Source organism: Arthrobacter sp. UYCu512 (assembly GCF_040547075.1).
Classification (GTDB): domain Bacteria; phylum Actinomycetota; class Actinomycetes; order Actinomycetales; family Micrococcaceae; genus Arthrobacter.
Genome location: NZ_JBEPPA010000012.1, coordinates 133,255 through 156,146, shown reverse-complemented (window position 1 = coordinate 156,146; position 22,892 = coordinate 133,255). Strand labels below are relative to the sequence as shown.

Genomic DNA, 22,892 nt, shown 5'->3' with positions numbered 1-22,892 from the left:
GCACATGCTGCTTATCTCATGCCCCAACTGCGGCTCGCGCGACGAGACCGAGTTCCACTACGGCGGCCAGGCCCACGTCCCGTACCCGGAGAACCCGAACGACCTGAATGACAAGGAATGGGCCGAGTTCCTGTTCTACCGCGAAAACACCAAGGGCATTTTCGCCGAACGCTGGCTGCACAGCACCGGATGCCGCCAGTGGTTCAACATGCTCCGCGACACCGTGACCTACGGCATCCAGGCCGTGTACCCGATGGGAACGCCCCGGCCCGATGTATCGGTCCCGGCCGCTGCCGAATCCGGCACTGCCAGCACCACTGCCGAGAGCACCACCACCGGGGACTCCGCCCCAAGCATCGCAGCTTCCAGCATCGCCCCGGCCGCAACACCGGCCAGCACCACTGCCCCGAAGGGAGCAACCAAGTGACTTCCCAGAACGCCCGCCTTGCCGCCGGAGGACGCATCGACCGCACCATCGCCTGGCGTTTCACCGTGGACGGCGAGGAATTCACCGGCCACCCGGGCGACACACTCGCCTCGGCCCTGATCGCGAACGGCCGCATCGCCGCCGGCAACTCGCTCTACGAGGACCGGACCCGTGGCATCATGTCCGCCGGCGTGGAGGAATCCAACGCCATGGTCAAAATTGCTGCGCGCTTCCCCGGCGACGTTGCCGAGTCCATGCTCCCGGCCACCACTGTCACCCTGGTGGACGGCCTGAAAGCAGAACTCCTCAACGGCCTGGGCAAGCTGGACCCGGAGGAGGACCGAGCCGAGTATGACAAGAAATACGTCCATACCGACGTCCTGGTGATCGGCGGCGGCCCCGCCGGCCTCGCCGCGGCCCGCGAGGCCGTCCGCACCGGCGCCCGCGTGATCCTGATGGACGACCAGCCCGAGCTGGGCGGATCCCTCCTTTCCGGCTCAACCGCACCCGGGCTGACCGAGACCATCGAAGGCAAGCCCGCGCTGGAATGGGTCGGAGACGTCGAAGCCGAACTGGTTTCTGCCGCCGAGTCCACCGTCCTGAACCGGACATCCGCCTTCGGCGCCTACGACGCAAACTACGTCATCGCCGTCCAGAGCCGCACCGACCACCTGCCCAGCCCTGCCGCTCCCGGTGTGTCCCGGCAGCGGATCTGGCACGTCCGCGCCAACCAGGTGGTGGTCGCCCCCGGCGCCCACGAACGCCCACTGGTTTTCGAGAACAACGACCGCCCCGGCATCATGCTCGCCTCGGCCGTCCGCAGTTATCTCAACCGCTACGCCGTTGCCGCGGGCCAGCGCGTCGTTATCAGCACCACTAATGACAGCGCCTACGCCCTGGCTGCAGACCTGCAGGCCGCCGGCGTCAAGGTCGCCGCCGTCGTCGACGCCCGGGCCAAGCTCACGGACGTTGCTGCGGCCGCCGTCGAAACCGGCACCCGGGTGCTGATCGGCAGCGCCGTTGCCAACACCTCTTCCTCTGGAGATGGCACGGACTCCGGCGACGGCCGGCTCAATGCCGTCACCGTCCGCAGCATCAACGACGACGGCGAACTCACCTCCGGGGTCGAGGAGGTCGCCTGCGATCTCCTGGCCGTGTCAGGTGGCTGGAGCCCGCTGGTCCACCTCCACTCCCAGCGCCAGGGCAAGCTGCGCTGGGACGACGGGCTCGCCGCTTTCGTGCCGAGCACCGTGGTCCCGAACCAGCAGACCATCGGCTCCGGCCGCGGCAGCTTCGAACTTGAGGATTGCCTGGCCGAGGGCATCTCCGCCGGAGCCTCAGCCGCCATCGCCGCAGGCTTCGCATCCTCCGTCGAACCCGCCCCCATCGGCGAACCGAAGGCGACCGGCCCGACCCGCCAGCTCTGGCTGGTCCCCGGGCAGGAAGGCGGCCCGGATGACTGGCACCACCACTTCGTGGACTTCCAGCGCGACCAGTCCGTGGCCGACGTGCTGCGTTCCACCGGCGCCGGCATGCGGTCCGTGGAACACATCAAGCGCTACACCTCCATCAGCACCGCCAACGACCAGGGCAAGACCTCCGGCGTCAACGCGATCGGCGTCATCGCCGCCGCGCTCCGGCAGGCCGGCGAGGCCTCGCGCGGGATCGGCGACATCGGCACCACCACCTACCGGGCACCGTTCACGCCGGTGGCGTTCGCAGCACTCGCGGGACGCCAGCGCGGTGAGCTGTTCGACCCCGCCCGGCTCACCTCGATCCACCCGTGGCACGTCGCCAAAGGTGCCCTGTTCGAGGACGTCGGGCAGTGGAAGCGCCCCTGGTACTACCCGCAGGGCGGCGAGGACATGGACACCGCAGTACTGCGCGAATGCGCCGCCGTCCGCGAGTCCGTAGGCTTTATGGATGCCACCACCCTGGGCAAGATCGAAATCCGCGGCAAGGATGCCGGCGAGTTCCTGAACCGTATCTACACCAACGCTTTCAAGAAGCTCGCTCCGGGTTCGGCCCGCTACGGCGTGATGTGCATGGCGGACGGGATGATTTTCGACGACGGCGTGACCCTGCGCCTCGACGAAGACCGGTACTTCATGACCACCACCACCGGCGGCGCCGCGAAGGTGCTCGACTGGCTGGAGGAATGGCTCCAGACCGAATGGCCTGAACTGGACGTGCACTGCACCTCGGTGACCGAACAGTGGTCCACCATTGCCGTAGTCGGGCCCAACTCCCGCGCTGTACTCGCAAAGGTGGCCCCGGAGCTTGCCGCGGACGGCGGGCTGAAAGCGGAAGCCTTCCCCTTTATGACCTTCCGCGAAACAACCCTCGCCTCCGGCGTGCAGGCCCGGATCTGCCGGATCTCCTTCTCCGGCGAACTGGCCTACGAAATCAACATCCCGTCCTGGTACGGGCTGAACACCTGGGAAGCCGTGGCCGCCGCCGGGGCCGAATTCAACATCACCGCCTATGGCACCGAAACCATGCACGTGCTCCGCGCAGAAAAGGGGTACCCGATCGTCGGTCAGGACACCGACGGGACCGTCACCCCGCAGGACGCCGGCATGGAATGGGTTGTATCGAAGGTCAAGGACTTCATCGGCAAGCGCTCCTACGCCCGGGCCGACGCTGGCCGCACAGACCGGAAGCACCTGGTCAGCGTCCTTCCAGTGGATGGCACGATCCGGCTCCCGGAAGGCACTCAGCTCGTCGAGCAGGGCATCACCACGAACCCCGCCTACGGCCCCGTCCCCATGCAGGGGTTCGTGACCTCGAGCTACCACAGCGCCGCGTTGGGCAAATCGTTTGCCTTGGCCCTGATCAAGAACGGCCGCAACCGTATCGGCGAAACCCTTGTGGCCGCCGCCGGGGACCAGCTGATTGACGTCGTTATAGCAGAAACCGTACTTTTTGACCCCGAAGGGACCCGCAAAGATGGCTAATACAGCAGCACTGACAGGCATCAATGGACTCCGGGACATCCGCCGCAGCCCCGCCTACCACCTGACCGAAGCGCTGGCGGCCGGATCCGTCCCGGGCAAGGTGGTCCTCAACGAAGGTCCGTTCCAGACCATGGCCGGAGTCCGCGTGGACCCCCATTCCGAGGCAGGATCACGGATCGCAGCCGCGACCGGCGGACTGCCGGCACGCTGCGGTGACGTGGCCGGCACGGACAGCATCAGCGTCCTCTGGCTCGGACCGTCCGAGTTCATGGCAGTCGCACCGGAAGCTGCCCACGATTCGTTGGGCGGCAACCTCCTCGGCTCCCTCCTGGAAGCACTGGGCGACGCCCCAGGCCAGGTGGTGGATCTCTCCGCCAACCGCACCACGTTCGAGCTCTCAGGCCCGCGCGCCCGGGCCGTCCTGGAAAAGGGCTGCGCCCTTGATCTGCACCCCCGCAGCTTCACCCCGGGAACGGCGCTGACCACCGAAGTCGGCAACATCCCCCTGGTACTGCAGAAGACCGCAGAGAACAGCTTCCGGCTCTTCCCCCGGGCCTCGTTCGCGGAGTTCCTGGGCCGCTGGCTCCTGGACGCCATGCGCGAATACGCATCCCCTGAGGTCCCCTGATGGCGCTCAGCGTCCTGGATCTGTTCTCTGTTGGCATCGGGCCGTCCTCCTCCCACACGGTCGGCCCGATGCGGGCGGCCAAGCGGTTCGCAGACGGACTGAAGAGCGAGGGGCAGCTGAGCGCCACAACGAGGGTGCAGGCCGAACTGTTCGGCTCCCTCGGCGCCACTGGCCGGGGCCACGGCTCGGACAAGGCCGTGGTCCTGGGCCTCCAGGGCCAGGACCCGGACACGGTGGACACCTCCACCGCCGACGACCAGGTCGCGGCCGCCGCCCTCGACGCCGAGCTCCGGATCGGCGGGGACCACCGGGTGGACTTCAACTGGGACGAGGACGTGGTGCTGCACCGCCGCAAGTCCCTACCGGCCCACCCCAACGGCATGACCTTCCGGGCACTGGACCACACCGGGGCAGTGCTCAAGGAGCGCAGCTACTACTCGATCGGGGGCGGCTTTGTTGTTGACGGCACCGCCCAGGGCGCTGACCAAGTGGTGGCGGATGACACCGTGCTGCCCTACCCCTTCACCACTGGCGACGAGCTCCTGGAAATCTGTGCCCGCGAGAACATGTCCATCGCCGACGTTATGCTCGCCAACGAACTTCTCTGGCGCAGCGAAGCCGAACTCCGGGACAAGCTCCTGGCCCTGTGGGCCGTCATGCGCCAATGCGTGGAGAACGGCTGCGCGGCCGAGGGCATCCTGCCCGGCGGGCTGAACGTCAAACGACGCGCCCCTGCCCTGTTCCGGACGCTGGCAGCATTCGCCGTGAACGCCGAAACCGAAGCGAGGAACCCGTCCCCAGTCCAGGTGCCCGCGGACCCGCTGCTCGCGATGGAATGGGTGAACCTGTTCGCCCTGGCCGTCAACGAGGAAAACGCCGCCGGCGGACGGATCGTCACCGCCCCCACCAACGGCGCGGCCGGCATCGTGCCCGCGGTCCTGCATTACTACGTCAAGTTCGTCCCCGGAGCCAACGACGACGGCGTCATCCGCTTCCTCCTGACGGCCGCCGCCGTCGGAATCCTGTTCAAGATCAACGCCTCCATCTCCGGCGCCGAGGTCGGCTGCCAGGGCGAAGTCGGATCAGCCTGCTCCATGGCCGCAGCCGGGCTGGCCGAAGTCCTGGGCGGCACGCCCGCGCAGGTAGAAAACGCCGCGGAGGTCGGGATCGAACACAACCTCGGGCTGACCTGCGACCCCGTCGGCGGGCTCGTGCAGATCCCCTGCATCGAACGCAACGCCATCGCCAGCGTCAAGGCCATCAACGCCGCCCGCCTCTGCCTCCACGGCGACGGCAGCCACAAAGTGTCCCTGGACAAAGCCATCAAAACCATGCGCGAAACAGGAGCGGACATGAAAACCAAGTACAAGGAAACCTCCCGTGGAGGCCTCGCCGTCAACGTCATCGAGTGCTGAGCCATGGATACCTTAAATAGCACCGCGAACAGCACCGTCGATGAATACGTTCTGGCCCTCGACTGCCCGGAAACACGGGGCCTCGTCCACGCCGTGTCCGGATTCCTGCTCGAACAGGGCTGCGACATCCTGGAAAGCAAGCAATTCGACTCCCAGGACGACGGCCATTTCTTCATGCGGATCCACTTCGCCGTGGCCGACAACTCCCCCGGCGGACCGGCCGCCCTTGGTTCGCTTGAGGAGGCCTTCGCGCCCGTGGCCGAAAAATTCGGCATGCAGTGGCAACTGCGCGCCCACGGGGCGAAACGCCGGGTCCTGATCATGGTCTCGAAATTCGAGCACTGCCTCAACGATCTGCTGTTCCGCGCCCGCATCGGCGAGCTGCCCATCGACATTGTCGGGGTCGTCTCGAACCATCCGGACCACCGGGGAATCGTAGAATGGCACGGCATCCCCTTCTTCCACGTGCCCGTCACGGCCGCCACCAAGCCAGCAGCCGAAGAGCGCCTAATGGAGCTCGTCGACCGGCTCGATGTCGAACTCGTGGTTCTGGCGCGTTACATGCAGGTCCTCAGCGACGAGCTCACCCGACGCCTGGATGGCCGTGCCATCAACATCCACCACTCCTTCCTGCCCAGCTTCAAGGGCGCCAAACCCTATCACCAGGCGCACGCCCGCGGCGTGAAGACGGTAGGGGCCACGGCGCACTACGTCAACGCGGAGCTCGATGAAGGGCCCATCATCTCCCAGCAGGTGGTCGAGGTAGACCACACCTTCGGCGCCGAGGATCTCGTGGCCGCCGGACGCGACACCGAGCGCAAGGCACTATCGAACGCCGTCCGCTGGCACTGCGAGGGACGCGTTTTCCTTCAAGACAACCGGACGGTCGTCCTGCGCTAGCTCCTGGACCCACCCAGGAGTCCGGCGCTAGCCGTGTCACCACGGCGCGCCCGGTACATCCACAAACAACGAAAGAGACATCCATTGAATCAGCCACTTCCCCGGGCTACGGGCAGCAGCCGCGTCAAGCGCGGTATGGCGGAGATGCTCAAGGGCGGCGTCATTATGGACGTCGTTAACGTCGAGCAGGCTCTCATTGCCGAGGATGCCGGAGCCGTGGCAGTGATGGCGCTGGAACGCGTTCCGGCCGACATCCGCGCCCAGGGCGGTGTGTCCCGCATGTCCGATCCGGACATGATCGAGGCGATCATCGCCGCCGTGTCCATTCCGGTCATGGCGAAGGTCCGGATCGGCCACTTCGTCGAAGCCCAGGTCATCCAGACCCTGGGCGTGGATTACATCGACGAGTCCGAGGTCCTGACCCCGGCGGACTACGCGAACCACATCGACAAGTGGAATTTCACGATTCCCTTCGTCTGCGGTGCCACGAACCTTGGTGAGGCGCTGCGCCGGATCAACGAGGGCGCGGCGATGATCCGGTCCAAGGGTGAGGCCGGCACCGGGGATGTCTCCAACGCCACCACGCACATGCGCTCGATCCGTGCGGAGATCAAGCGGCTCGCCGGGATGGCCGAGGACGAGCTCTACGTCGCGGCCAAGGAACTGCAGGCCCCGTATGAACTGGTGAAGGAAGTGGCCGCCACCGGCAAGCTCCCCGTGGTGCTGTTCACCGCCGGCGGCATCGCCACCCCGGCGGATGCGGCGATGATGATGCAGCTCGGCGCCGACGGTGTCTTCGTTGGCTCCGGTATCTTCAAGTCCGGCAACCCGGCCCAGCGTGCCGCCGCCGTCGTGAAGGCCACTACCTTCTTTGATGACCCGGACGAGATCGCCAAGGCCTCCCGCGGCCTGGGCGAGGCCATGGTCGGAATCAACGTCGACGAAATCCCGGCCCCGCACCGCCTCGCCGAGCGCGGCTGGTAGCCCAACCACTCTGAAAAGGAACGAACTTCATGATCCTTCATGACGACTGGGCACACCTGATCGGCGCAACAGTGGAAATCCGGCGCCAGGGAAAAACAGTCCGCACAGGCCGCGTCGACCACGCCACAAAGGATTCCAATATCCTGTGGCTTGCCCAGGACGGCAACAATCCGCGGAAAATGATCGACAAAGCGCAAGGCTACGAAGCTTGGAAGGTCTCTGCGTTTCGCCACTGATCTCGGGGAATCTCGGCACATCGGCCATCCCTCCCCGAATGAACGCCACGGCCCCAACCTTCCTTATGTCCGTCGCCCGCCATGTCGAGGTGAGAGCCAGATGTCGCACGCGTTGTCCGGCCAGCGAGTGCCCGAAACCCAGAATCGGAACGGGCACAGTTTTCGGCGGTAGGCCTTGGAAAGCCCCACTTTTCGTGGTGGAGCCTCACGTCAGGGAACCAGCCAGCTGGTGTCATCTTTGGTTCCAGATGGTCGCGGTCGCGGTGTTCTCTCATATCGCAGTTGTAGAAGGGCCCTTGTGGGTCCAGCAGAACTCGCATGTGGTGGTCTGCGGGGTCCCGCCACCATAGTGTTCAAGCCGGCTGGGCTTACCCCGCCAACCGCCCAGCTCTTTGCGCAGACCATGCTGGATGCTGGCCTGCCCGCCGGAGTACTCAACGTCGTGGCCTCCGCCAGCGCCGCGGGCAGCTCCGGGCCGCTGCTGGCCGGCGGGCAACGACTCATGGCCGACACCGCCACCAACGTACTGAGCATCTGCATGGAGCTCGGCCGGAACGCGCCGTTCATCGTCTTCGAGGACGCACCTGGACAAGGCCGTCGACGGCGCCTTTGCCGCCAAGATGCGGAACATGGGGTCGGTATGTGACCAAAGGAACTTAAACCGAAACGGGCCGGCAATAGAGCCGGCCCGTTCTCAGGGTGATTCAGTGCTCAGCAGCGAGTGGCTACCACTTGGTGCGGGGCTTGAAGCCGCCCTCGGTGCGCGGCTTGCGCGCGGCGTCGGTGCCGACGCCGCGCTCGTTGCGGTCGCTGAAGGAACGTCCGCCACGGTCCGCGGAGGACCGCTCGCCGTCGGTCTTGCGGAATTCGCGCTTGAAGCCGCCGTTACCCTTGAAGTTGCCCCCGCGGTCGCCGCCGCCGGAGTAACCGCCGCGGTCGCCACTACGGCTGCTGCTGCCCTGGTAGCCGCCACGCTCGCCGGAGGGCTTGCGTCCGTTGTCCAGTTCGAGGTGGATCAGTTCGCCGCCGATCCGGGTGCGGGACAGCGCCTTGAGCTGGTCGGCGCTGAGGTCCGCCGGGAGCTCCACGAGGGAGTGGTCCGCACGGATGTCGATGCCGCCGATCTGGGCCGAGGAGATGCCGCCTTCGTTGGCAATGGCGCCAACAATGGAACCCGGCATCACGCGCTGGCGGCGTCCGACGGCGATCCGGTAGGTGGCGTTGCCCTCGGTCAGGGTGCGGGTCGGGCCACGGGAGCCGAAGCCATCCTTGGCGCGTTCACGCTTCTGGAATTCCGGGGCTGCCGGCAGTTCCTTGACCAGGAGAGGCTGGCCGCCCTGAGCCATCACGGCCAGTGCGGCAGCGATCTCCGACGCCGGAACGTTGTGCTCTTCCTCATAGGAGGCGATGAGGTCGCGGAACGCCGCAACATCCTCGGAGGCGAGGGTTTCGGTGATCTTCTCCGCGAACTTGCCAAGGCGCAGGGTGTTGACCGATTCGGCGGTGGGCAGGTGCATCTGCTCCACCGGCTGGCGGGTCGCCTTCTCAATGGACCGGAGCAAGTACTTCTCCCGCGGCGTCATAAAGAGGATCGCGTCGCCGGAACGCCCTGCACGGCCGGTACGGCCGATGCGGTGCACATAGGACTCGGTGTCGTGCGGGATGTCGTAGTTGACCACGTGGCTGACGCGCTCAACGTCAAGGCCGCGGGCCGCGACGTCGGTGGCGACGAGGATGTCGATCTTGCCGTCACGCAGGGCCTCGACAGTTCGCTCACGCTGCTGCTGCGGGATGTCACCATTGATGGCAGCAGCCTGGAAACCACGCGAGCGCAGCTTGTCGGCGAGGTCCTCGGTGGCCATCTTGGTCCGGACGAAGGCGATGACGCCCTCGAACTCTTCGACCTCGAGGATGCGGGTCAGCGCATCGAGCTTGTGCGGGCCCATGACCTGCAGGTAACGCTGGCGGGTGTTGGCGCCGGTGGTGGTCTTGGACTTGACCTGTACCTCGGCGGGGTTGTTCAGGTACTGCTTGGAGAGCCGACGGATCTGGCTCGGCATCGTAGCGGAGAACAGCGCCACCTGGCGGCCCGCGGGGGTCTGCTGGAAGATCTGCTCCACGTCTTCGGCGAAGCCCATGCGGAGCATCTCGTCGGCCTCATCCAGCACGAGGTACTGGAGCTCGGACAGATCCAGGGACCCCTTGGTGATGTGGTCGATCACGCGGCCGGGGGTACCGACAACAACCTGGGCGCCGCGGCGCAGGCCGTTGAGCTGGGGGCCGTAGGCGGAGCCGCCGTACACCGGAAGGACGGTGAAATCGTCGATGTGCTTGGCGTAGGAGGTGAACGCTTCGGCAACCTGGAGCGCGAGCTCACGGGTCGGTGCGAGCACCAGGGCCTGGGTCTTGCGGGACGGGCCGTTGAGGTCGTGGAGCTCGGCCAGGCGGGACAGCGCCGGTACTGCGAATGCTGCAGTCTTACCGGTACCGGTCTGGGCCAGGCCCACGACGTCGCGGCCTTCGAGCAGCAACGGAATGGTTGCTGCCTGGATCGGCGAAGGCTTCTCGTAGCCCACATCCTGCAGGGCGGCCAGGACACGGCCGTCAATGCCGAGGTCTACGAACTTGACGCCTTCGTCTTCGGCGTCGTCTTCCTTCGCCGGAGCTGATGCGGCTTCGGGCTTAGATTCGGTCTGCGGTGCGGCTTCGGCGGCGGCCGGAGCTTCGTGGTCCGCAGGCGCCTCGGTGAATTCCGGGGCGGAGCCAGCTGCGGGGGCAGCCGTTTCAGAAGTCTCGACGTCGACCTGGCTATTCTCGGTGGTGATTTCGGTGTCGACGGAGTTGTTCTGATTTTCGGGCATAGGTGAAATATCCTCATCCATAGGGGCCAAGCGGCACAACCCGAGGTGAGCGGAGCCGCAGTACGCGTGACCTGAATCGCCGGACGTACTTGACCGGCCGGTCACATAGAAGCCCGGCGCTTTCGCAATCCCGTGGCAGGACTTCCCGCTGCATCTCTTGGCTGCTATCACAGCAGTCTGTACAGCGTTTTCTTTAGCCGGCTCTCCCTATGAAAATGCCCGCATCTCAATTGCGCGGGCCCCAACACTTACCAGTCTTGCCTCAAGAATTGGGCAGGAAATAAGGGATTTCCGGAGTGGGGGATACTTCAATCATAAAGCATGAATCCTCGCATGGGTAACCAGAGGGCCCGGAACAGCGGTGAGCTTGCGCACACGGGGCCCGCTGCCCTACGCCCGGAGACGGCGCTGCAGCTTCTCGAATTCCCCGTGGTACTCAGGCTGGAGGCGGATCTCACCGTCGGCGTCGGCGTCACGCAGGGCCTCCATATCCTCGAATGCCGGCTCGCTGAACCATTTACCGATCGTCACCCCGTGGCTGGGAACGAAGATCCGGTGGATGTGGTCCCCTGCCTGGATGCTGCCGACGCGCACTACCCGCAGATACGTTCCCACCCGCCCGGCATCGCCGAACCGCTTGGCCCAGTGCGGCTCTTGCATGCGGCGCTGGAACGTGGCGCAGGGCGTGCGCGGAGAAGTTACTTCAACTTCGACGTCGAGTCCGATCTTCCAGCGTTCCCCAATGACGGCGTTGGTTGCGCTGACGCCGGCGACGCGCAGGTTCTCACCAAAGGTCCCGGGCGGCAGTTCGCGGCCGAGCTCCGCTGCCCAGTAGTCGGCGTCGTCCTGGGAGTAGGCATAGAGCGCCTGGTCTTCGCCGCCGTGATGGATCCGGCTGGCCTGGATGTCACCGCGCAGTCCAAGCCTGTGCACCTTGACCGGCCCGGCCACCGGCCGTTTGTCGATGGCTGTCACGCCCACGCTTCCGGTGTCGTTCAGCAACTGGTGCACGCGGCAGACGGCGAAAACAGAGGCGGTGTCCATTTCACCAGTGTAGGCCCGGGCCGCACCGGCGTCGGAGACCGCCCGGGTTGTCATTTCGCGGCAGTGTTTGGCGCAATCATCGCCATCAGTGCCGACTCGGCGGTAGTCCGCTTCATCGACCTGCGGGGTCTGGATCGCCGGCGTCAGGGAAGCGCGGCGCAGGACCAGAAGCCGGCACACCATGATGGCCAGGGCACAGAACACGCCGGCACTGGAGGCCATAATCCACGGGTAAGGCGCCTGGACATTGAGGTTTTCGGCGCCGAGGGCACACCGATGGTCTTCGGCGACCAGAAGAAGACGGGTGCGGACAGGCCCAGCACTGCGCCCATAAGCCACCGCAATCCGCGGTACCGGGCCGGGGCCTCCCGCAGGGTCCAGCCGAAGGCCGGCAGGCATGCTACCTAGCTGCGATGCCGGGAACACCGGCGCTGCTCGGGCGAGTGGGCAGCTCGCGGCAGTGTTTGGCGAAACATTGCGGCGAACTGCCCACTGGCGACGGCGCGAGTGGGCAGCTCGCGGCGCTACGCCCCCGGGGCAGCCTGCGGGTGCAGCACCGTCCGGGAAGGCCGGTACGCCAGCGCCCAGTAGATCAGAATGGCGATGCCGCAGAGCACCCCGAGGCTGGCCACGATCAGCTGCCACTGGGTCTGCGGGTCCTTACCCCACTCCGCTGCGCCCGCCAAGACCGAGAGGTACTTGGGCGTCAGGTAAAAAGAAAGCGCGGAGAACGCAACGATGATCCAGCCCGCACGGCGCATCCGCCCGTTCCTGGATGGCACCCGCCGGATCGCGAAGCCCATGCCGGGCAGGGCGACAGCCATCCATACCCAGTGGTGGGACCAGGAAACCGGGCTGACCAGGAGCATCAGCACGGCGGTTGCCGAGACGGCGACCAGGTTTTCGTCCGCGGCCACGGCCCGCGTGATCACAAGTGCTGTGATCGCAGCCAGTGCCAGGGCCAGCACCAGCCACAACACGCTGGTCACGCCGGAATCCGGCAGCCCCAGGTGCAGCAGCAAGCCCTTGACCGAAAGATTGTCCACGTATGCGGGCCCACCGATTCGACCGGTGTCAGGCAGGATCTTGGTCCAAAAGGTGAGCGAGGCCGTCGGCAGCACGGCCCAGGCGAGGCCGATGGAACCGAAGAAGCCGGCCGCCATCCAGGCGAGGGCTTTGAAATCGCGGCGGACCAGGAAGTAGAGCCCGAACGCGAGCGGAGTCAGCTTGATGCCCGCAGCCATGCCGATCAGCAAGCCGGCGGGCCAGCGGATATGCCCGGCACGGGCTTTGCCGTAGAGCGCGAAGTCGGCCAGGATCAGACCCATCAGAATGATGTTGATCTGGCCAAAGTCGAAAGTGTCCCGCCAGGGCCCCAACAGCAGGATCGCTGCCGTGCCGGCCAGGGCCATTGTCCGGAAACGCCAGTCCGCGAATGCGTTCCGCCAGTTGCCGGGGCGGAAGTAGTGCCGCGCCAGCCAGGCGGCCAAGACAGCGGCGCCCAGCAGTGCCGTGCAGGTGAACAAGAGACTCCCGCCGCCCTGGCCCAGTGTCGCCATGGCCGCGAACAGCAGCGCCGCGAATGGCGGGTACGTGAACGGCAGCCCGTCCCGCGCCGCGTACAGCTCGTTGACGCCGATTTCCCCGGTCTGCAGCACCCGGCTGCCGCCGTAGAAGTAAACCTCAAAGTCATTCATCAGCGGAATATACGCCGAATACAGCACCACCAGCGCGAGGCCGACGGCGAGCGCGCCGGCCGCCGTCGCGAGCCAGCCGCGGGTGGTTGAGGACGTGGCAGTGGTGGTGGTCACGGGTGGTTAGCTGCCTGACCCGCCGGTCTGGGACGCAATCTGTGAGAAAGCCTGCTCCAGGTCAGCGATCAGGTCCTCAACATCCTCGATGCCGCAGGAGAGCCGAATCAGGTTGACGGGGACGGCCAATTCGGTGCCCTTGACCGAGGCATGGGTCATTTCCGACGGGTAATTCACCAGCGATTCGATGCCGCCGAGGGACTCCGCGAGGGTGAACACGGAAGTCGACTCGGCCACCTTGCGCGCCGCCGCCTCGCCGCCCTTGAACTGCACGGAGATCATGCCGCCGAACTTCTTCATCTGCCTCCGGGCGAGCTCGTGGCCGGGGTGTGAGGGCAGTCCCGGGTAGAGTACGGCTTCCACTTCGGGGCGCTGCAGCAGCCACTCGGCCACGGCCTGGGCGTTGTCGCTGTGCCGGTCCATCCGGACGCCGAGGGTCTTGAGCCCGCGGGTGGTGAGGAAAGCATCCATCGGGCCGGAGACGGCGCCGACGGCAAACTGCACAAAGCCGATCTTCTCGGCCAGGTCCGCGTCGTTGACGATGATGGCACCGCCGACAACGTCCGAGTGCCCGCCGATGTACTTGGTAGTGGAATGCACCACAATGTCGGCGCCGAGGCCCAGCGGGTTCTGCAGGTACGGCGAGGCGAAGGTGTTGTCCACTACCAGGAGGGCTCCGGCGTCGTGCGCCACCTTGGCGAGCGCCGCGATGTCGGTGATCTTCATCATCGGGTTCGACGGCGTCTCCACCCACACGAGCCGGGTTTTGTGGGCCGCCACGGCCGTCGCCACGGCGTCAAGACTGGACATGTCCACCGGAGTGTTGCCAATTCCCCACTCCCCCAGAACCCGGCTGATCAGCCGGTAGGTGCCGCCGTAAGCGTCGTTGCCCAGCACAATGTGGTCGCCGGGGCGGGTCAGCGCACGGATCATGGAGTCCTCGGCGGCCAGACCGGAGCTGAAGGAGAAGGCAGCGGAGCCGCCTTCCAGCGCGGCGAGCTGTTCCTGCAGTGAATCCCGGGTGGGGTTGGTTCCGCGCCCGTACTCGTAGCCGGACCGTAGACCGCCGATCCCGTCCTGGGCGTAGGTGGAGGAGAAGTGCACGGGCGGCACAACGGCGCCGGTCCGCGGCTCGAACGCCTGGCCAGCGTGCACGGCGCGGGTGTTGAAGCCTGGGTTCTTTGAGGAGGAGTTGGCTGGCAAAGACATGTGCGTTCCTTTCGGCCGGCGGGCGGGGCATGCTGCAACGGCATGCCCCGCCACCGGGTCAGTTGCTGAGGTAGGCGAGCAGGTCGTGGCGGGTCAGGATCCCCACCGGAGCGCCGACGAACGTCACCATCAGGGTGTCGGCGCCGGAGAGGAGATCGCGGGCGGTCGAGATGGATTCCAGCGAGCCGATGACCGGCAGCCGGGCCTCCATGTGTTCGGAAATCTTGTCGGAGAGCTTGGCTTCGCCCCGGAAGAGCTTCGCGGTCAAGGTGCGTTCGTCAACCGCCCCCAGCACCTCGCCCATCACGACCGGCGGCTCCTGGGAGAGCACCGGGATGTGCGAGACGCCGTACTCATTCATGATGTTGATAACGTCGCGGACGCTTTCGGTGGGGTGGATATGCACAAGGTCCGGCAGCTCGCCGGTCTTGGACTTGAGGACCTCGCCCACCGACGCTTCGTCCCCGCCGGCGAGGAAGCCGTACGAGCGCATCCACTGGTCGTTGAAGATCTTGGCTAGGTAACCGCGGCCGGAGTCCGGCAGGACCACCACAACGACGGCGTCATCGGGCAGGTCCCTGGCGACCTGCAGCGCGGCCACGACTGCCATGCCGGAGGACCCGCCCACCAGCAGGCCTTCTTCCCGGGCCAGCCGGCGGGTCATCTCAAATGAGTCGGCATCGCTCACGGCGATGACGGCGTCGGCGACGGTTTTGTCATAGTTGGCGGGCCACATGTCCTCACCGACACCCTCGACGAAGTACGGCCGTCCGGTGCCGCCGGAGTAGACCGAACCTGCCGGATCAGCGCCGATGATCTTGACCACCCCGCCGTCGGCCGCCGCCCGGCCGGCCGAGACGTCCTTGAGGTACCGGCCGGTACCGGTGATGGTGCCGCCGGTACCGGCACCAATCACACAGTGCGTGATCCGGCCGTCCGTGTCGGCCCAGATTTCCGGGCCGGTCGATTCGTAGTGGCTGGCCGGGGCGGCCGGGTTGGAAAACTGATCGGGCTTATAGGCGCCGGGGATTTCGGTCACCAGCCGGTCCGAGACGCCGTAGTAGCTGTGCGGGCTGTCAGGGGCGACGGCGGTGGGAGTCACCACAACCTCGGCGCCGTAGGCCCGGAGGACGGCGCGCTTGTCCTCGCCGACCTTGTCCGGCACGACAAAAATGCACCGGTAGCCCTTCTGCTGGGCTACGAGGGCCAGTCCCACACCGGTGTTGCCGGAGGTGGGTTCCACGATGGTGCCGCCGGGCAGGAGCTTGCCGGTGCGTTCGGCCTCCTCGATCATCTTCACCGCGATGCGGTCCTTGATGGAACCGCCGGGGTTCAGGTATTCCAGCTTCACCAGGACCGTGGCCCCGATGCCGTCGGTAACGTGGTGCAGCTTGACGAGCGGCGTATTGCCGATGAGGTCCAGAACGGACTGGGCGTACTTCATAGATACAAAGTTACCGTCTCCGCGGACCGCGGGACGTCGGGGCAGTCATCCGGCGCATCCGGGTGCGAAGATTATCCGGTGACGAGCATGCGCTGGCCCAGGGAATTGAACGACCATCTGCTCCCCGCCGGCATGCTGGCCGCGGGCACCGCCGTGCTACTCACCGGATTGTTGCCCTGGCCCGCGTTCGAGGCCCTGGCCGCCCGCACCGTCCCGGTGCTGGCCTTTGTGGTAGCCATGTCCCTCGTGACCGAAATGGTTGACGACGCCGGCCTGTTCCGGGTCGTGACGGAGCGGCTTGCGGTGCTGGGCCGGGGGCGGGTCTTCCTGCTGTGGCTGCTGGTGATCGGCCTGGCCACCGTCTCCACAGTGTTCCTGTCCCTGGATACAACTGCCGTGCTCGTGACCCCGGTCGTTGTGCTGCTGGCCATCCACGCCCGGATCCCGCCGCTGCCGTTTGCGCTGACAACGGTCTGGTTGGCCAACACCGCATCGCTGTTGCTGCCGGTGTCGAACCTGACGAATCTGCTGGCCCAGGACCGGCTGAAGCTCAGCCCGGCCGCCTTTGCCGGCCTCGTCTGGGCGCCGGCGCTGGTGGGGATCCTGGTCCCGATCGGGTTGCTGTGGCTGGCGTTCCGGAAGGACCTGGCCGGCCGCTACATTCCACAGCCAGCCGGCAAGGCACGGGACAGGCTTTTGCTGTACTTGGCGTCGGGGGTGATGGTGCTGCTGCTGCCCGCCCTCGTCTCCGGCGTTCCCGTGCAGCTCCCGGCGATCACGGCGGCGGCGGTCCTGCTGGGCCTCTTTCTCTGGCGCCGTCGCGCGGCGCTGCGCTGGTCCATGATCCCCTGGCGGCCGCTTAGCCTCACCGCCGGGCTGTTTATGGTGGTCGAAGCCCTGCACGCCCAAGGCCTCACGCGGTTCCTGTCCGGAATCGCCGGGTCAGGCGAGGGTCTTCCGGCGCTGCTGCAGCTCGCGGGAATCGGCGTTGGGTTGGCGAACGCGGCGAACAACCTGCCGGCCTACCTGGCGCTGGAACCGGCAGGCGACTCGCCGGTGCGGCTCGCGGCCCTGCTCCTCGGGGTGAACCTCGGCCCGCTGGTAACCCCGTGGGCGTCCCTGGCCACTCTCCTCTGGCACGAACGGCTGCGCACCCTCAACGTCGAGATCCGCTGGGGCGGGTTCGCGGTCGCAGGCCTCGCCGCCGTCGTCCTCACCGTGCCCCTAGCGGTTGTGGCACTCTGGCTGACCACGGGAATGCACTGATCACAGCGGCCGGGGAGCCGGCGCTTCCGCGCGCCGAGGCGTTTTGCCACAGTCCTGGAACGTTGCCCTCGGTGTCCTTGAAGTACGCGTTCCATCCATCTCCGGCAGTACCTGAAACTCCCAGCCGAAAATCGACCTGTAGAACTCCCGTGCGCGGTGCTCGTCGTCAGCGGGGATCTCAAAATGTACTACTCCACCAGCCATTACGTTCTCCTAGGAACAAGGATTCGGGCCAGGGGCGGGCGTACGCGGCCAGCCCCACAGCCGGAATCTAACCCCGCCGGCCCGGGACGTTAAGGGCCCTGCGGGGCGGGCCGCCGGCGGCCAAGATGCGGTCGCCGCTGGCCGTGCGTGGAATCATTGTCGGATGACCATTGCAGACGTCCCGGCAAGCGTTGCCGCCGCGGCCGACGCCTCGCTGCGCTGGCACCCGGGCGGCCCCTTCGACCTGTCCCAGACGCTCGGGCCGCTCCTGCGCGGGCAGGGAGATCCGTCCATCCGCACCGCGGCTGACGGACTGTGGCTGGGCTTCACGACGGCGTCGGGTCCGGCGTCGCTGCGCCTGACCGCCGCCGGACCGAGCTCGGAACCGGCCGTCAACGTCCAGGCTTGGGGTCCGGGAGCTGCCGCGGCCGTGGACTCCGTTCCGCGGCTGCTGGGCCGCGATGATGACTGGTCCGGCTTTGACGAGGCCGGCTTCCACGCCACGCTCCCCCGGATGGTGGTTGAGGCCCGGCGCCGAAACCAGGCTGTGCGGTTGCCCGCCACCGGCCGGATGATCGATTCCCTCGTGCCGACGGTGCTGGAGCAGAAGGTCACAGTCATTGAGGCGAGGCGCGGCTACCGGTATTTGATGTACCGCTTTGGCACGCCGGCACCCGGAGCAGGCACCGTCGCTCCCGCCAACCTGATGGTCCAGCCCACCGCCGAGCAGTGGCTGCGCATCCCGTCCTGGGAATGGCACCAGGCCGGGGTGGGGCCGCAACGATCGGCAACCGTCATGCGCGCGCTGCGCTCCGCCGTCGCGCTGGAGCGGCTCGCCGCGCTTCCGGCGTCGGAGGCCTCCGCGAAGCTGCAGACCCTTCCCGGGATCGGCGCGTGGACCGCGGCGGAGGTGGTGCAGCGCACCCACGGCTGTCCGGACTCCATTGCCGTGGGCGACTACCACCTTGCGGCGTATGTGGGCGCGGCGCTCACCGGCCGCCGGACGGACGACGCCGGCATGCTCCGGCTGCTGGCACCGTGGGCCGGGCAGCGGCAGCGTGTGGTCCGGATGATCGGGTTCAGCGGCTTCCGCAAACCCACCTTCGGGCCGCGGATGACCATCCAGGACCACCGCAGCCACTAGCCCGCCGCCGCGGCAGGGCGGGGTCAGAGCCCCAGACGGGCCACGGCTTCCTGCCGCATGTCCATTTTGCGGATCTTGCCGGAGACCGTCATCGGGAAATTATCCCGCACGTCCACATAGCGCGGGATCTTGTAGTGCGCCAGCTTCCCGCGGCAGTACTCGGCCAGGCTCTCGGCGTCCAGCCGGGCGGCGCCGGCCCTGAGGATAATGCAGGCCATCAGTTCCTCGCCGTACCGGGCGTCCGGCACCCCGATCACCTGGACGTCCTGGATGTCCGGGTGTGTGTACAGGAACTCTTCGATCTCGCGGGGATAGACGTTTTCACCACCACGGATCACCATGTCCTTGATCCGTCCCTCGATCACGATGTAGCCGTCCGCATCCATCCGGGCGAGGTCGCCGGTGTGCATCCAGCCCTCGGCGTCGATCGCCTCCGTGGTCTTTTCCGGCTGGTTCCAGTACCCCTTCATAACGGAGTATCCGCGGGTGCACAGTTCTCCGATCTCCCCGCGCTGCAGCACCCCGCCGGTCATTGGATCCACAACAGTGCTCTCCAGGTGCGGCATCGTCAGGCCCACGCTTTGGGTGCGCTGGGCCATTGTGTCGACACTGCGGGTCATGGTGGACACCGGCGAAGTTTCCGTCATCCCGTAGCAAATAGCGACGTCGCGCATGTTCATCTCCGCTATGACCCGGTTCATCACCTCGATGGGGCACAACGATCCTGCCATCACCCCGGTGCGGAGCGTGGAAAGGTCGTAGGAGGCAAAGTCGGGCAGCGCCAGTTCGGCGATAAACATCGTGGGCACGCCGTACAACGAGGTGCCGCCAAAGTCCTGCACCGCTTCCAGCGCGGCTGCGGGGGCGAAGCCCCGGCCGGGAATGATGGTGGCGCAGCCGTGGCTTAGTGCGGCGAGGTTTCCAATGACCATACCGAAGCAGTGGTAAAACGGCACCGGAAGCACCACCCTGTCCCGTTCGGTGTATTCGAGCAACTCACCGATCGAGTAGCCGTTGTTCAGGATGTTGTGGTGCGAGAGCGTGGCCCCCTTGGGGAAGCCGGTGGTGCCCGAGGTGTACTGCAGGTTGATCGGGTCGTGGGGGTCCAGCTCGGCCATCCGCGCCTTCAAGGCAGCGTGCCCGACGTCGTCGGCACGTTTCAGGAGTTCCGCGTAGCTGCGCTCGCCGCCAGCTTCGGGGACGCCGGCCGTAAGGCCCGGCAGGCCGGAATCGGGAAGGAAAACAAGTTCGACCAGTTCCTGGCATTCGGCCAGCGCCTGACGAGCCATGGCGGTGTAGTCGCTGTTACGGTCCGAGGGGGCCACGACCAGCATCCGCATGCCGTTCTGTTGCACCACAAATTCCAGCTCGTGGCTGCGGTACGCGGGATTGACGTTGACCAGGATCGCCCCGGCCTTGGCCGTCGCGTACTGCAGGATGGTCCATTCGGCGCAGTTCGGGCTCCAGATCCCGATGCGATCGCCTGCTGCCACGCCCAGGGCCAGCAGGGCACGGGCGACCCGGTCGACGTCGTCGTTCAGTTTGGTATAACTCCAGCGGCGCGCTTCCTCCCCCGGAACCGCCGCAGCCTCGATCAAGGCGTCCTGATAAGGGAACCGGGCCACGATTCGTTCGAAATTATCGCCGATCGTTTCCTCAAGCAGCGGGACGTCAGTGTCCCCGGCTGTGTATGCAAGCATGCTGTGACGCTACCAACACTCGGCCGGCAAAAGAAGACCAAAGCTTGGATGTCCTACGAAATCTTCGGACACAAGGACGCGACCCGGTATGGTGAAAACCATGAGCGAACCCATAGACCTTCAGGCCACCTTCATCCCCAACGACGGCGAATTCTTTCGTGTGAAGCTCGCGCTGGAGATTGCGATTGAGCAAGTAGTCAACGAACCCGGCTGCATCCGGTACGAGTTGACGGAGGCCACCGAGGCCAAGCTGGTGCTGACCGAACAGTGGGCCTCGCAGGAAGACCTGGACACGCATTCAAAAGGAACAGCGGTCCAGGACCTCAACGAATCCCTCAGCGCACTGCTGGCGGAGCCGGTCAAGCTCGTGAAACTCTAAGCCCCCAGTCCCAAAACAACGCGGGGCCGCTGCCCACCCATTGGTCTTACGACGATGGGTGCGCAGCGGCCCCGCGTTTTTCTCTTTGGGTCCGTGCGGGGTAGCTAGGACTCCGGGATCTGGCTGCCGTCCTGGGCGGTGGCTGCCGTGGCGGCTTCCGCCTGGGACCGCGCGACGTGCGCGTGGACTTCTTCCATATCGAGGGCCTTGACGGCGTCGATGACCTGCTCCAGCTGCTGGGCGTTCAGCGCACCCGGCTGGGAAAACACCAGCACCTTTTCACGGAACGCCATCAGGGTGGGGATGGAGGTAATGCCGGCCTCGGCAGCGAGCTGCTGCTCGGCCTCCGTGTCCACCTTCGAGAACACAACGTCCTGGTGCTTCTCGGAAACTGCGGCGTAGGTGGGTCCGAACTGCTTGCACGGGCCGCACCACTCGGCCCAAAAATCAACAAGGACAATGTTGTTGTCCTCGACGGTCGATGCGAACTGTTCACCTGTAATGTCTACGGTAGCCATGGTTCAACGGTACGCGAGCAGCCCCGCCTTGTCCCGCGCATTTCGCTGTTGGCACATCCATGTGACGACACACCGGCGGGCCCGGATTTCCGCCCCGGGGCCTTAGGTGTACCCAGCCGGCCCGGCGGCTTGGGCCTGTCGCCGGCGCCATGTGGGGACTTAGGCCCAGACGTTCGGGGCGGCGCGGCGCGCCCCGGGAAGGGCATTGGTTTCGCGCCACTCGTGAATCCAGGCGGGCAGTTCCAGATCCGCCGGAGGCGCCCCGAACTCACGGATGATTTCAGCCTGGCTAACCGGCTTGCCCTTGCTGACCAGACGGGTTGCGATGAAGGCACGGGCGTAGATTTCCCCGTCCACCACCATCCGTTGCTCGAAGTAGATGGCTTTCTCGTCCAGGCCGATGATCCTCGTTTCAATGGTGTACCGCTGCCACAACTGCAGCGAACGGCGGAAAGCGATTGTCTCCCCCGCCGCCACGGGACTCCATCCCCTGCGGCGCATGGCCTTCCAGGTTCCGCTGCGGGCCATCAGGTCAAACCGGCCCAGGTCCATCAGGGAGAAATACATTCCGTTGTTGACATGCATCGCAATATCAATATCGGTCGGCAGTACCTTCAACGGCAGCGACGCGGTGTCCCAGATGCTTAGCGGAGAGCGGCGGGACGAGGTAAAAAGCAGGACGAGCGTGCGCAGGAGCAGATGCATGGTGAACATGTTACCCGCGAGTAACAAAGCTGCCAAGACCCGTACCCGCGGCGTGCGCCCCGTCCGGCGGTAGGTTGAGTGTCCGCCGGCCGGCCGCTTCTCCGGGGTATTACGCTGTTCGGATGACAAGGGACCTGACTGTACGGGCCGTTTCGCCGGCGGACGCTGGCGGTATTGCCCGCGTGCACCTCCAGGCCTGGCGCGAAAGCTACGCCCACCTCCTGCCGGCAGCTGCCCTGGCCGGACTGCAGCAGGGCCCGCGGGAGAGGAGCTGGCGTTCCATCATCGCCGCCGGCACCTCAAGTGTCTGGGTGGCCTGCGCCGGCGCCGAGATCGTCGGCTGGGCCAGCGCCGGGGCCGGACGCGATGAGGACGGACCCCGAGACCGGGAGCTGATGGGACTCTACGTACTCGCCAGCCAGTATGGCTCGGGGGCGGGCCAACTGCTGCTGGATTCAGCCGTGGCCGACAGCGGCGCCTATCTTTGGGTTGCCGAACAAAATCCCCGGGCGCTCGCCTTTTACCGCCGCAACGGCTTCTCCCCCGACGGCTCCGCAGCCGACCACGAACTGCTCGGCACCCCGGTCCGAATCCTGCGGATGGTCCGCTGATCCCCGGTCCCTGGCCGCGCGACGTTTCAGACGGTCGCGATCAATTCTGCTTCGAAGCCGTCCGAATTCACCAAATATGCGGCGTAGTGGTCCGGGCCGCCGGCGTGCGGGTACTTCTCGGGGAACAGTTCCCGCCAGCCATGCGCGACGGCGTCCACCGCCACGGCATCGACCTGACGCCGGGTACCCGCTCGAAAGGCAAGGTGGTTGAGTCCGGGCGCGGTGCGCTCGTAGGCGCGGCTGCTCAGCGCCGGAGACTCCTCGACGACGATGTACGTCGGACCCCGCCGCCAACTGCACCCGTGCGGCCAGTCCTGGTGGTCGCGATAGCCCAGCCGGGTCAGGAGCCAGCCCCATTCGGACTGCGCACGGCCAAGGTGCGGGACCCACAGTTCCACGTGGTCCAGGGCTCCAGGCGTTTCATCAGTCACCTGAAGAGTCTCGCACGC

General features: G+C 66.3%; 21 protein-coding genes and 2 pseudogenes. 12 read left to right on the top strand and 11 right to left on the bottom strand.

The genetic code is table 11. The annotated features are described in order from the left end of the window. Positions 1-4 precede the first annotated feature (4 nt). The 7 genes from ABIB49_RS14220 to ABIB49_RS14190 all read left to right on the top strand — a co-directional run bounded on the left by ABIB49_RS14220 (position 5) and on the right by ABIB49_RS14190 (position 7,547). Entirely contained in the window at positions 5-427 is a 423-nt protein-coding gene (locus ABIB49_RS14220) for a sarcosine oxidase subunit delta (protein WP_226773946.1), read from the top strand. Then, a complete protein-coding gene (locus tag ABIB49_RS14215; protein WP_226773947.1) occupies positions 424-3,384 on the top strand; it encodes a 2Fe-2S iron-sulfur cluster-binding protein in 2,961 nt (986 codons plus the stop codon). Before ABIB49_RS14220 ends, ABIB49_RS14215 begins: the two co-directional genes overlap by 4 nt. Next, on the top strand, positions 3,377-4,012 hold the full coding sequence (locus ABIB49_RS14210; RefSeq protein ID WP_226773948.1) for a sarcosine oxidase subunit gamma: 636 nt from the start codon (positions 3,377-3,379) through the stop codon (positions 4,010-4,012). The genes ABIB49_RS14215 and ABIB49_RS14210 overlap by 8 nt, the downstream gene beginning before the upstream one ends. Continuing rightward, positions 4,012-5,427, top strand: coding sequence for an L-serine ammonia-lyase (locus tag ABIB49_RS14205; RefSeq protein ID WP_282359789.1), 1,416 nt, complete (start codon positions 4,012-4,014; stop codon positions 5,425-5,427). Before ABIB49_RS14210 ends, ABIB49_RS14205 begins: the two co-directional genes overlap by 1 nt. A 3-nt stretch (positions 5,428-5,430) precedes the next feature. Then, entirely contained in the window at positions 5,431-6,327 is an 897-nt protein-coding gene (purU, locus tag ABIB49_RS14200) for a formyltetrahydrofolate deformylase (RefSeq protein WP_226773950.1), read from the top strand. Positions 6,328-6,411: 84 nt separating this feature from the next. Further along, positions 6,412-7,311: a pyridoxal 5'-phosphate synthase lyase subunit PdxS gene (gene pdxS, locus ABIB49_RS14195; RefSeq protein WP_226773951.1), complete on the top strand. Its 900-nt coding sequence runs from the start codon at positions 6,412-6,414 to the stop codon at positions 7,309-7,311. Between the two features lie 29 nt (positions 7,312-7,340). Continuing rightward, a complete protein-coding gene (locus tag ABIB49_RS14190; RefSeq protein WP_282358497.1) occupies positions 7,341-7,547 on the top strand; it encodes a hypothetical protein in 207 nt (68 codons plus the stop codon). Positions 7,548-7,750: 203 nt separating this feature from the next. Here ABIB49_RS14190 and ABIB49_RS19305 read toward each other — a convergent pair. After that, positions 7,751-7,900 (bottom strand): annotated as a pseudogene (locus tag ABIB49_RS19305) (DUF4913 domain-containing protein); the annotation flags it as partial. Here ABIB49_RS19305 and ABIB49_RS14180 point away from each other — a divergent pair. Beyond that, positions 7,891-8,203, top strand: a pseudogene (locus ABIB49_RS14180) (aldehyde dehydrogenase family protein); the annotation flags it as partial. The pseudogenes ABIB49_RS19305 and ABIB49_RS14180 overlap by 10 nt on opposite strands. Before the next feature lie 69 nt (positions 8,204-8,272). On the opposite strand, the gene ABIB49_RS14175 reads toward ABIB49_RS14180, so the two are convergent. The 5 genes from ABIB49_RS14175 to ABIB49_RS14155 form a co-directional block, all read right to left on the bottom strand. Then, a complete protein-coding gene (locus ABIB49_RS14175; protein WP_282358498.1) occupies positions 8,273-10,408 on the bottom strand; it encodes a DEAD/DEAH box helicase in 2,136 nt (711 codons plus the stop codon). A gap of 390 nt (positions 10,409-10,798) precedes the next feature. Beyond that, positions 10,799-11,452 (bottom strand): MOSC domain-containing protein, encoded by a 654-nt coding sequence (locus ABIB49_RS14170; RefSeq protein ID WP_282358499.1) that lies wholly within the window; start codon positions 11,450-11,452, stop codon positions 10,799-10,801. 524 nt (positions 11,453-11,976) lie between these two features. Beyond that, positions 11,977-13,263, bottom strand: a complete 1,287-nt coding sequence (locus ABIB49_RS14165; protein WP_226773954.1) for a glycosyltransferase 87 family protein — start codon at positions 13,261-13,263, stop codon at positions 11,977-11,979. A 6-nt stretch (positions 13,264-13,269) separates the two neighbouring features. After that, on the bottom strand, positions 13,270-14,472 hold the full coding sequence (locus ABIB49_RS14160) for a cystathionine gamma-synthase (RefSeq protein ID WP_226773955.1): 1,203 nt from the start codon (positions 14,470-14,472) through the stop codon (positions 13,270-13,272). A 58-nt stretch (positions 14,473-14,530) separates the two neighbouring features. Beyond that, positions 14,531-15,916 carry a cystathionine beta-synthase gene (locus ABIB49_RS14155; protein ID WP_226773956.1) on the bottom strand — a complete coding sequence of 462 codons (1,386 nt, stop codon included), beginning with the start codon at positions 15,914-15,916 and terminating at the stop codon, positions 14,531-14,533. Positions 15,917-16,003: 87 nt separating this feature from the next. On the opposite strand from ABIB49_RS14155, the gene ABIB49_RS14150 reads away from it, so the two are divergent. After that, positions 16,004-17,182: an SLC13 family permease gene (locus tag ABIB49_RS14150; RefSeq protein ID WP_226773974.1), complete on the top strand. Its 1,179-nt coding sequence runs from the start codon at positions 16,004-16,006 to the stop codon at positions 17,180-17,182. Here ABIB49_RS14150 and ABIB49_RS19300 read toward each other — a convergent pair whose 3' ends face one another. Then, the gene (locus tag ABIB49_RS19300) at positions 17,183-17,386 is read right to left on the bottom strand and encodes a VOC family protein (protein WP_396021236.1); all 204 of its coding nucleotides are present in this window, start codon (positions 17,384-17,386) and stop codon (positions 17,183-17,185) included. It lies immediately after the preceding gene. 163 nt (positions 17,387-17,549) lie between these two features. On the opposite strand from ABIB49_RS19300, the gene ABIB49_RS14145 reads away from it, so the two are divergent. Next, positions 17,550-18,530: a DNA-3-methyladenine glycosylase family protein gene (locus ABIB49_RS14145; protein ID WP_226773957.1), complete on the top strand. Its 981-nt coding sequence runs from the start codon at positions 17,550-17,552 to the stop codon at positions 18,528-18,530. A gap of 23 nt (positions 18,531-18,553) precedes the next feature. Here ABIB49_RS14145 and ABIB49_RS14140 read toward each other — a convergent pair whose 3' ends face one another. After that, positions 18,554-20,230: an AMP-binding protein gene (locus ABIB49_RS14140; protein ID WP_226773958.1), complete on the bottom strand. Its 1,677-nt coding sequence runs from the start codon at positions 20,228-20,230 to the stop codon at positions 18,554-18,556. Between the two features lie 100 nt (positions 20,231-20,330). On the opposite strand from ABIB49_RS14140, the gene ABIB49_RS14135 reads away from it, so the two are divergent. Next, entirely contained in the window at positions 20,331-20,609 is a 279-nt protein-coding gene (locus ABIB49_RS14135; protein ID WP_226773959.1) for a putative quinol monooxygenase, read from the top strand. Between the two features lie 104 nt (positions 20,610-20,713). On the opposite strand, the gene trxA is transcribed toward ABIB49_RS14135, so the two are convergent. Both trxA and ABIB49_RS14125 read right to left on the bottom strand, forming a co-directional pair. Next, positions 20,714-21,127: a thioredoxin gene (gene trxA / locus ABIB49_RS14130; RefSeq protein WP_226773960.1), complete on the bottom strand. Its 414-nt coding sequence runs from the start codon at positions 21,125-21,127 to the stop codon at positions 20,714-20,716. Positions 21,128-21,286: 159 nt separating this feature from the next. Next, complete coding sequence (locus tag ABIB49_RS14125; RefSeq protein WP_226773961.1) at positions 21,287-21,832, bottom strand: acyl-CoA thioesterase; 546 nt, start codon at positions 21,830-21,832, stop codon at positions 21,287-21,289. A 122-nt stretch (positions 21,833-21,954) separates the two neighbouring features. Between ABIB49_RS14125 and ABIB49_RS14120 the strand changes: the two genes are divergently transcribed. Further along, positions 21,955-22,443: a GNAT family N-acetyltransferase gene (locus ABIB49_RS14120; protein ID WP_226773962.1), complete on the top strand. Its 489-nt coding sequence runs from the start codon at positions 21,955-21,957 to the stop codon at positions 22,441-22,443. Between the two features lie 26 nt (positions 22,444-22,469). Here ABIB49_RS14120 and ABIB49_RS14115 read toward each other — a convergent pair whose 3' ends face one another. Beyond that, the gene (locus tag ABIB49_RS14115; RefSeq protein ID WP_226773963.1) at positions 22,470-22,874 is read right to left on the bottom strand and encodes a VOC family protein; all 405 of its coding nucleotides are present in this window, start codon (positions 22,872-22,874) and stop codon (positions 22,470-22,472) included. Between the last annotated feature and the right edge of the window lie 18 nt (positions 22,875-22,892).

Coding starts and splice junctions, on each gene's coding strand:
- ABIB49_RS14150 (WP_226773974.1), top strand. CDS start 16,004: ATGCGCTGGCCCAGGGAATTGAACGACCATCTGCTCCCCGCCGGCATG.
- ABIB49_RS14175 (WP_282358498.1), bottom strand. CDS start 10,408: ATGCCCGAAAATCAGAACAACTCCGTCGACACCGAAATCACCACCGAG.
- ABIB49_RS14205 (WP_282359789.1), top strand. CDS start 4,012: ATGGCGCTCAGCGTCCTGGATCTGTTCTCTGTTGGCATCGGGCCGTCC.
- ABIB49_RS14210 (WP_226773948.1), top strand. CDS start 3,377: ATGGCTAATACAGCAGCACTGACAGGCATCAATGGACTCCGGGACATC.
- ABIB49_RS14155 (WP_226773956.1), bottom strand. CDS start 15,916: ATGAAGTACGCCCAGTCCGTTCTGGACCTCATCGGCAATACGCCGCTC.
- ABIB49_RS14120 (WP_226773962.1), top strand. CDS start 21,955: ATGACAAGGGACCTGACTGTACGGGCCGTTTCGCCGGCGGACGCTGGC.
- trxA (WP_226773960.1), bottom strand. CDS start 21,127: ATGGCTACCGTAGACATTACAGGTGAACAGTTCGCATCGACCGTCGAG.
- ABIB49_RS14145 (WP_226773957.1), top strand. CDS start 17,550: ATGACCATTGCAGACGTCCCGGCAAGCGTTGCCGCCGCGGCCGACGCC.
- ABIB49_RS14170 (WP_282358499.1), bottom strand. CDS start 11,452: ATGGACACCGCCTCTGTTTTCGCCGTCTGCCGCGTGCACCAGTTGCTG.
- ABIB49_RS14135 (WP_226773959.1), top strand. CDS start 20,331: ATGAGCGAACCCATAGACCTTCAGGCCACCTTCATCCCCAACGACGGC.
- ABIB49_RS19300 (WP_396021236.1), bottom strand. CDS start 17,386: ATGGCTGGTGGAGTAGTACATTTTGAGATCCCCGCTGACGACGAGCAC.
- ABIB49_RS14140 (WP_226773958.1), bottom strand. CDS start 20,230: ATGCTTGCATACACAGCCGGGGACACTGACGTCCCGCTGCTTGAGGAA.
- purU (WP_226773950.1), top strand. CDS start 5,431: ATGGATACCTTAAATAGCACCGCGAACAGCACCGTCGATGAATACGTT.
- ABIB49_RS14190 (WP_282358497.1), top strand. CDS start 7,341: ATGATCCTTCATGACGACTGGGCACACCTGATCGGCGCAACAGTGGAA.
- ABIB49_RS14220 (WP_226773946.1), top strand. CDS start 5: ATGCTGCTTATCTCATGCCCCAACTGCGGCTCGCGCGACGAGACCGAG.
- ABIB49_RS14160 (WP_226773955.1), bottom strand. CDS start 14,472: ATGTCTTTGCCAGCCAACTCCTCCTCAAAGAACCCAGGCTTCAACACC.
- ABIB49_RS14125 (WP_226773961.1), bottom strand. CDS start 21,832: ATGCATCTGCTCCTGCGCACGCTCGTCCTGCTTTTTACCTCGTCCCGC.